This window comes from Streptomyces sp. S6 (assembly GCF_054880855.1).
The window spans coordinates 1-8,053 of the sequence record NZ_JBTYMC010000297.1; the positions used below are offsets into that span (position 1 = coordinate 1).

At 72.1% G+C, this 8,053-nt stretch carries 7 protein-coding genes and 1 pseudogene; 2 read left to right on the forward strand and 6 right to left on the reverse strand.

The genetic code is table 11. The annotated features are described in order from the left end of the window. The 3 genes from ACVNF4_RS28840 to ACVNF4_RS28850 all read right to left on the reverse strand — a co-directional run. Positions 1 to 465 (reverse strand): helix-turn-helix domain-containing protein (locus ACVNF4_RS28840; RefSeq protein ID WP_461805818.1); only part of this gene is annotated, 465 nt, incomplete at its 3' end. Positions 466 to 627: 162 nt separating this feature from the next. Beyond that, entirely contained in the window at positions 628 to 1,242 is a 615-nt protein-coding gene (locus tag ACVNF4_RS28845; RefSeq protein WP_461805819.1) for a DUF3017 domain-containing protein, read from the reverse strand. Continuing rightward, positions 1,232 to 2,086, reverse strand: a complete 855-nt coding sequence (locus ACVNF4_RS28850) for a bifunctional methylenetetrahydrofolate dehydrogenase/methenyltetrahydrofolate cyclohydrolase (protein ID WP_461805820.1) — start codon at positions 2,084 to 2,086, stop codon at positions 1,232 to 1,234. The genes ACVNF4_RS28845 and ACVNF4_RS28850 overlap by 11 nt, the downstream gene beginning before the upstream one ends. Positions 2,087 to 2,315: 229 nt before the next feature. On the opposite strand from ACVNF4_RS28850, the gene ACVNF4_RS28855 reads away from it, so the two are divergent. Then, positions 2,316 to 3,011, forward strand: coding sequence for an RDD family protein (locus ACVNF4_RS28855; protein WP_461805821.1), 696 nt, complete (start codon positions 2,316 to 2,318; stop codon positions 3,009 to 3,011). Positions 3,012 to 3,098: 87 nt separating this feature from the next. On the opposite strand, the gene purH is transcribed toward ACVNF4_RS28855, so the two are convergent. Both purH and purN read right to left on the reverse strand, forming a co-directional pair. Further along, complete coding sequence (purH, locus tag ACVNF4_RS28860) at positions 3,099 to 4,661, reverse strand: bifunctional phosphoribosylaminoimidazolecarboxamide formyltransferase/IMP cyclohydrolase (protein ID WP_461805823.1); 1,563 nt, start codon at positions 4,659 to 4,661, stop codon at positions 3,099 to 3,101. 11 nt (positions 4,662 to 4,672) lie between these two features. After that, entirely contained in the window at positions 4,673 to 5,308 is a 636-nt protein-coding gene (gene purN / locus ACVNF4_RS28865) for a phosphoribosylglycinamide formyltransferase (RefSeq protein ID WP_461805822.1), read from the reverse strand. Positions 5,309 to 5,852: 544 nt separating this feature from the next. Between purN and ACVNF4_RS28870 the strand changes: the two genes are divergently transcribed. Beyond that, entirely contained in the window at positions 5,853 to 6,725 is an 873-nt protein-coding gene (locus tag ACVNF4_RS28870; protein ID WP_461805824.1) for a hypothetical protein, read from the forward strand. Between the two features lie 541 nt (positions 6,726 to 7,266). Here ACVNF4_RS28870 and ACVNF4_RS28875 read toward each other — a convergent pair. Next, a pseudogene (locus ACVNF4_RS28875) lies at positions 7,267 to 8,053 on the reverse strand (hypothetical protein); the annotation flags it as partial.

Genomic DNA, 8,053 nt, shown 5'->3' on the forward strand with positions numbered 1-8,053 from the left:
CGAGCCACCCCCACCCCCCGCCGGAGCAACCCACACCGATGCCGCAGCCGCCGCCGAACCCCCCGCCCTCGACGGCCCCTTGTACCCCGCCAACCCCCACGAGTTCCCCTCCGTCGGCCCGCCCACCTCCCGCGCGGGCAACGCCGCAGGCGGAACGCGGAGTTGGGTGGTCGCCCGGTCGCCCGGTGTCGACTGCGGGTGGTTCCAGGCATGTTCGGCGAGTTCCCAGAGGGTCGTGAGGTGGACCGGCGAGGTGTCGGTCGTCTCGGCGAGCGCGTCGATCGCGCGGCGGGGGGCGAGGAGGCGGGCGTCCAGGAAGCGTTCCCAGGAGGTGTGGCTGTAGCCGGTGCGCTCGGCGAGGACCGTCAGGGTCAGCCCGGCGCGGTCGACGCAGCGCCGCATGTGGACGACCAACTCCGCGGCCCTCGGATCGAGTTCGTCCGGCAGAGCCCTCCAACGAGCCATCGTGTCCCCCCAGTGACAGTCCGTCCCGTTCAGAGACGTTAGTCCGGTTCCGCGCCGGAATCGACACGGCCGGGGAAAGTTGTCGACGTATCGACAGGGAGCGGTATACGGCGACGGCCCGCTCTTCCCCGAACGCGGGGCGGAACGAGCCGTCGCCGTACGTCAGTTCTGCACGGTGAAGTGCAGGGTGTCCTTGAGGAACGGGATCTGGAGCCACGGGCTCGGCTGCGCCATCAGCGCGAGCAGCACGATCGCGAGGCCGAGTACGCCGTACGTCACGATGTCGGTGAACCGCGATCTCACCGCGAGCATCCCGACCCCGGGCAGCAGCCACCGCAGCACGGCTCCGGTCAGCAACCCCACCCCGATCAGGATCGTCCCGACCCGGAACTGGTCCAGCGCGGTGATCAGCAGCCCCAGCGCCACCAGCCCCGAGACCGCCAGCATCGGCCACTGCCGCGCGGGCACGGACACGGCTCCCTCGACCGCCCGCCCGCTCCCCTCCGGCCGCGCGGTGTCCCGCGTCACCCGCGGGAACCGGCGACTCCGCCGAGCAACTACCTCTTCGCCCACAGTCTCCTCGCCTCGCTCGTTCTCACGCTGTCCACGAACTCCCTGACCACCAGTGTCCCGCGCCTCACCGGTAGGGAGCGCGGGTGCGGGGGTTCCGGTTGCAGGGGGCGGGCTCGCATCGGGCTTCCCCCCTGACGACCCGGCCCCGCCCAGCCCAGCCCCGCGGACCTCGCCCGCCCCCTCCGCCTCCCCCTCAGCCGGCACCGCGCTCAGCCGCCTCCACCACGTTCACCAGAAGGTGGGCGCGGGTCATGGGGCCGACGCCGCCGGGGTTGGGGGAGAGCCAGGCGGCGACCTCGCGGACGTCGGGGTGGACGTCGCCGAGGATCTTGCCGGAGGGGTCGCGGGAGACGCCCACGTCCAGGACGGCCGCCCCGGGCTTCACGTCCTGCGGGCGGATCAGGTGGGGGGAGCCGGCCGCGGCGATGATGATGTCGGCGCGGCGGAGGTGGGACGGCAGGTCGCGGGTGCCCGTGTGGCACTGGGTGACCGTCGCGTTCTCGGTGCGGCGGGTCAGGAGGAGGGGCATGGGGCGGCCGATGGTGACGCCCCGGCCGACGACGACGACCTCCGCACCCTTGAGTTCGACGCCGTAGCGGCGCAGGAGGGTGAGGATGCCGTTCGGCGTGCAGGGCAGGGGGCCAGGCTCGCCGAGGACGAGGCGGCCGAGGTTCACGGGATGCAGCCCGTCCGCGTCCTTGGCGGGGTCCATCAGCCCGAGAATCCGGTTCTCGTCGATGCCGGCGGGGAGGGGCAGTTGGACGATGTACCCCGTGCAGGAGGGGTCCTCGTTGAGTTCCCGGACGACCTTCTCGACGTCGTCCGCCGAAGCCGTCCCCGGCAACTCCCGCTGGATGGACGCGATCCCGACCTCCGCGCAGTCCCGGTGCTTGCCGGCGACGTACTTGCGGCTCCCGGGGTCGTCCCCGACGAGGACGGTGCCGAGACCGGGCACGACGCCCCGCGCTCTCAGCGCCGCCACCCGTGTGGCCAGCTCCGACTTGATCTCGGCCGCGACGGCCTTGCCGTCGAGAATCTGCGCGGTCATGCGGCCATCCTCCCGGATCACATGCCCCTGCTCCCAATCCGGTCGCATCCGTTGGCGGATGTTGCGCTTGCACAACGCCCGGCCGATCCGGCTGGACAAGAACTCATCGATCGATCAACGATGAAAACCGCAGATTTGCGGTCCGGTCGGGGGGGCAAACCGCTCAAGAATTGACATTCCTCCGCACTGTCCGCTTTGTCCCCATGTAGTCCAACGGAGGAATCCAGCCATGAGTTTCGGCGCGCCGCCGCCCGGCAACCCGTACGGCCAGCAGCCCCAGCAGCCCGGGTACGGCCAGCCGCAGCAGCCGGGTCACCCGCAGCAGGGTTACCCGAGCTACCCGCAGGACCAGTACGGCCAGCAGCCCCAGGGGTACCCGAGCTACCCGCAGGCTCCCGGCGGCGGCTACCCGCCGGGCTACCAGAGCGGTCCGCAGGTCGCGTCGATGGGCCTGCGCCTCGGCGCGCGCATCATCGACGGCATCGTCATCGGCCTCGTCTACTCCGCCTTCTCGATCGCCGGCATCGCGGGCAGCATGAGCTCCGTCAACGACTGCGACGCGAACGCCCCCTCGGCCGTCTACGAGGCGTGCCTGAACGACGCCGTCAGCAGCTCCTTTTCGAGGGTCGGCGCCCTCATGGGCGTCCTCATGGTCGTGAGCTTCCTCTACGAGTGGCTGATGACCGGCCTGACGGGTGCCACCCTCGGCAAGCTCGCCGTGGGCCTGCGCGTGGTGAAGGCCGAGACCGGCGAGAAGCCCGGCCTCGGCGCCGCGTTCATCCGCTGGATCATCCCGATCGTCGGCTACTTCGCCTGCATGATCGGCATGCTCGTCGTCTACCTGTCCCCCCTGTGGGACAAGTCGGGCCGCCAGCAGGGCTGGCACGACAAGGCGGCGAAGGTGATGGTCATCCGCATCAAGTAGGCATACCGCCGTACTTGTACGACTCAGGCGTGCACCCCCATCGCGGGGTGCACGCCTGAGTGCTGTTCACGCACCGAGCGGCGGTGCTCAGTGGAAGAAGTGCCGCGTCCCCGTGAAGTACATCGTCACGCCCGCCTTCTTCGCGGCCTCGACCACCTGCTCGTCACGGACCGAACCGCCGGGCTGGACGACGGCCTTGACGCCGGCCTCGGTGAGGATCTCCAGGCCGTCGGGGAAGGGGAAGAACGCGTCGGACGCGGCGTAGGCGCCCTGCGCGCGCTCGGCGCCGGCCCGCTCGACCGCGAGCTTCGCGGAGTCGACGCGGTTGACCTGGCCCATGCCGACGCCGACGGAGGCGCCGTCCTTGGCCAGCAGGATCGCGTTGGACTTGACCGCGCGGCACGCCTTCCAGGCGAACGCCAGCTCCTTGAGCTCGTCCGCGCTCAGCGCCTCGCCGGTCGCGAGCGTCCAGTTCGCCGGGTCGTCGCCGTCGGCCTGGAGGCGGTCGGTGACCTGGAGCAGCGCGCCGCCGCCGATCGGCTTCAACTCGACCGGCGCGGACGGGCCCTGGGGCGCCTTCAGCACGCGGATGTTCTTCTTCTTGGTGAGCGCTTCGAGGGCGCCCTCCTCGTAGTCCGGCGCGACGATGACCTCGGTGAAGATCTCCGCGACCTGCTCCGCCAGCTCCTTCGACACCGGCCGGTTCACGGCGATGACCCCGCCGAACGCCGACAGCGGGTCACACGCGTGCGCCTTGCGGTGCGCCTCCGCCACGTCCGAACCGACAGCGATCCCGCACGGGTTGGCGTGCTTGATGATCGCGACGGCCGGCTCGTCGTGGTCGTACGCGGCACGGTGCGCGGCGTCCGTGTCCGTGTAGTTGTTGTACGACATCTCCTTGCCGTGCAACTGCTCGGCGACCGCGAGTCCGGTGCCGCTGCCGTCGACGTAGAGCGCGGCGGGCTGGTGCGGGTTCTCGCCGTAGCGGAGGGTGTTCTCGCGGGACCAGGTCGCGCCGAGGAAGTCGGGGAACTGCGACTCGTCCACCGGGGCGTACGACGACGCGAACCAGGACGCCACCGCCACGTCGTACGCGGCGGTGTGCCGGAACGCCTCCGCGGCGAGCCGTTTGCGCGCGGCGAGGTCGAAACCGCCGTCCGCGACGGCCTTCAGGACGTCCGTGTAGCGGGCCGGGTCGGTGACGATCGCCACGGACGGGTGGTTCTTCGCGGCGGCGCGCACCATGGACGGGCCGCCGATGTCGATCTGCTCCACGCACTCGTCGGGGCTCGCGCCGGACGCGACCGTCTCGCGGAACGGGTAGAGGTTGACGACGACCAGGTCGAACGGCTCGACCCCCAGCTCGGCGAGCTGCTCACGGTGGCTGTCGAGCCGCAGGTCGGCGAGGATCCCGGCGTGCACCTTCGGGTGCAGGGTCTTGACCCGGCCGTCGAGGCACTCGGGGAACCCGGTCAGCTCCTCGACCTTCGTGACGGGGACACCGGCGGCGGCGATGCGCGAGGCGGTGGAACCGGTGGAGACGAGCTGCACCCCGGCCGCGTGCAGGCCCTGGGCCAGCTCCTCCAGGCCGGTCTTGTCATACACGCTGACGAGCGCGCGGCGGATCGGCCGCCGGTTTTCGGCGGACACAGTCTGGGCGGTCACGGGATAACTACCTTTCGTCCCTCAATGCGGTGGCCGTTGCGGGCGATCCGCCCCACGACCTCGACGAGCAGCCTTCGCTCGACTTCCTTGATGCGCTCGTGCAGCGCGCTCTCGTCGTCCTCGTCCCGGATCTCGACCACGCCCTGGGCGATGATCGGCCCGGTGTCGACGCCGTCGTCGACGAAGTGGACGGTGCACCCGGTGACCTTGGCCCCGTACGCGAGCGCGTCACGGACACCGTGGGCCCCGGGGAAACTCGGCAGCAGCGCGGGGTGCGTGTTCACGAACCGGCCACCGAACAGGGCCAGGAACTCCTTGCCGACGATCTTCATGAACCCGGCCGAGACGACGAGGTCGGGCGCGTACGAGGCGACGGCCCCGGCGAGCGCCGCGTCCCACTCCTCCCGCGTCCCGTGGTCCTTGACCCGGACGGTGAACGTCGGGATACCGGCGCGCTCGGCCCTCGCCAGGCCCTCGATACCGGCACGGTCGGCACCGACCGCCACGATCTCGGCGCCGTACTCCCCGGCACCGGTCTCGGCGATGTGGTCGAGCAGGGCCTGGAGGTTCGTACCGGAGCCGGAGACCAGGACGACCAGGCGTTTGGGGGCGGAGGCCGGGGCCGGATCCACGTTTCGGGCCCTTTCTGCATGCGGGCGTCCGGTGGGGCGCCCCTGGGGTCAGCGTTTGTGCGGTCGTACGAATGCTTCACGCCCCCGGATACGGGGAAGTCTACGAAGCGGCCGACCGCCAGCAACGATACCGGCACACCCGGCGGCCCCCACGGGACGGGGGCGGGGCCGGAAGGTAGCGTCTGCGGGGAACGGGCCCGGGAAGGGGCTCGGGAAGGGGTCCGGGAAGGCGTCCGGCGAGGGGCCCGGGAACGCGGCGGCGGTGTGGCACGTTTCCGGGGTGGCAGCTCTTGCTTGTCCGCACATCCGCCGGACCACCCGACTTGTCCGACCGACCTCCGACTCAGCTAGGGAAGACGCTCACTTGATGCCGGACCGCCGTCTGCGACTCGCGATGCACACCTCGCAGCCCACGCCCACCGTCCTCCTGAGGGAGGGCCGCCTCTCCTCCCCAGGAGCCGGCTCCGGCGCCGGCGACCAGAACGAACCCGAGGGGGCTGCGAGGGCTCCGGAGAACGACGGGGCACGGACGCGGACGCCTGCGGTGGAGGGGGCGGAGGGCCGGGGTGCCCAGTCCTCGGGGGCCCAGTCCTCGGAGGCCGGGGCTGCGGGGGCTCAGGGCGGTACCGGTGTTCAGGGTTCTTCCGAGGGGCAGGGTTCCTCCGAGGGCCAGGGTGCTTCAGAGGGGCAGAGGGGTCGAGAGGGGCAGGGGTCTCAAGAGGGCGGGGGCTCTCAAGGCGGTCGGGATGTCCAGGGCGGGCAGGACAGCCGGGGCGGGAATCCGTTCGCCCCGCCGCCCGAGGGCGCTCCGGATCAGCCGTGGCGGCCTCGGCAGCCGGCTCAGGGGGAGGGGTCCGACGGGGAGGGCGGTTCCCCCTGGGGGCGGTGGAGCGACCGGCAGCCCGGGCGGTCCCAGGGCGGGTTCGGGGACCGTCCCGGCGCCGGCCCCGAAGGCCAGGGGAACAACCAGACCCCCGGCCCCCGCTGGGACCCGACCGATCCCGCTCAGCGCCGCGCGCGGTACTCCTTGCTCGGCGGCATGTGGTCGTTCTTCTTCGTCCTCTTCGGATGGGGCTACGTCGCTCTCCTCCTCGGTGCGCTCTCCGTCTACTGGGCGATCAGCGCCCTGAAAGCCCGCCCCCGCCAGAACGGCTCCGAGGGGTCCCCCACCGGCAACGCCGCCGCCCCGTCGACCCCCCGGGCCCCCTCCGGTGGCCGCCCCCAGGCCACCGCCGCGATCACCGGCCTCGTCACGGCGTCCCTGGCGCTCGGCATGGTCGGCGCCAGTTTCACCGCGCAGATCGTCTACCGCGACTACTACACATGCCGCGCGGACGCCCTGACGAACGAGGCACAGCAGTCCTGCGACGATCTGCTGCCGAAGCAGTTGAGGGACTTTCTGGGGGCGACGGACTGAGGGGATGGGGTGGGGGCGGGCTGAGGAGGCCAGGGTGAGGGGGGCCAGGCCGAGGGGACGGGCTGGGGGGCGGCTGAAGGCGCCGGGCTGAGAACGCCAGGCCGAGGGGACCCGCTGAGGACGCCGGATGAGAGCAGCGGGTCGAGGGGACGGAGAGGTTGGGAACGCTCGGGGGTGGAGAGGTTCGGACGGCCGCGCCCCCTGCACCCCGGCCCTCGCCAACTCTCTCCCCTCGTGCTGGGCACCCTCTCCGTACCGGTTCCCGTCGGCGCCCTCCCCGGTACAGGGCGCCGTCCCGGCCCTCGTCAGCCCCTCGCTCCAGCCCGCTCGACGTCATCTCCCATGCACCACCTCCTCTCTCTGATCGCTCGCCATCCCGCCTGCCCCACGGCCCCGCCGCCGCTCCTTTCAGTCCATCGCCACCTCCTTTCCTCTCGGTCCGGCCGCTGTGCCCGTCCCCTTTGCCCCTTCATCGTTCCGACCCCGCCGACCGGTTCACGTCTCCGCGAAAAACTTTTCCGGCCTTGCGTCCACCCCCTCCTCAGCTCTCCCTCTCCACCCCTTCCTCCGGCCCCTTCTCCGCCTCCTCCCACGGCCGGGACGCCTCCCGCAACGCGGCCCAGCGGGCCTCGCGGGCCGTGTCGTCGTGCCAGGTCGGGTCGGGTGAGGGGGTGAGGAAGTCGTAGGGCTCGAAGAGGGTGCTGGGAGCGTCGAGGGCGTCGGGGGCGGAGTCCTTGAGGAGGGAGGCGTAGACGGGGTCGTCGGTGCGGGGGACGGCGGGGGCGGGGAGGTCGGGCGTCTTCGGCGCCGTGCGGAGCAGGCCGCGGGGTGCGAAGAGCCGTGAACGGCGTTTCCGCGTCCTCTCGTCCGCGACCTCCGCGTCGTCCGTGGCCTCTCTCTCGTACGCATCCCCCGCTCCCGCCCCGGCCGTCCTCCGCCCCGGCCACCACCGCTTCCGGCCCGCCCCCTTCTCCCCGGCCTCCTCCACACCCCGCTCCGGCGGACCCCCCGCCCCCGGCAGACCCTCCGGCTCCCACGCGGCCCAGTCGACCAGCAGCTCCCGTTCGAGGCTGGAGCCCTCCGGGCCGGCGCTCTCCGCGACTGCTTCCTCCCGTCGCCAGAGCGACCGTCCGCTCCACTCCCGGCACGACCACGCCCGCACCGCGAGTGCGACAGGGACACTGACGACGAGCCCCCATGCGAGCGCCGCGCAGCCCGTCTGCCACCAGACGGGGCCGAAACGGGCGAGGGTGCCGGTGCCGAGGGGACCGCCCGCGACGCCCGCCGCGACGGACATGATCACGGCGAGGACGCCGGCGGAGGCGCAC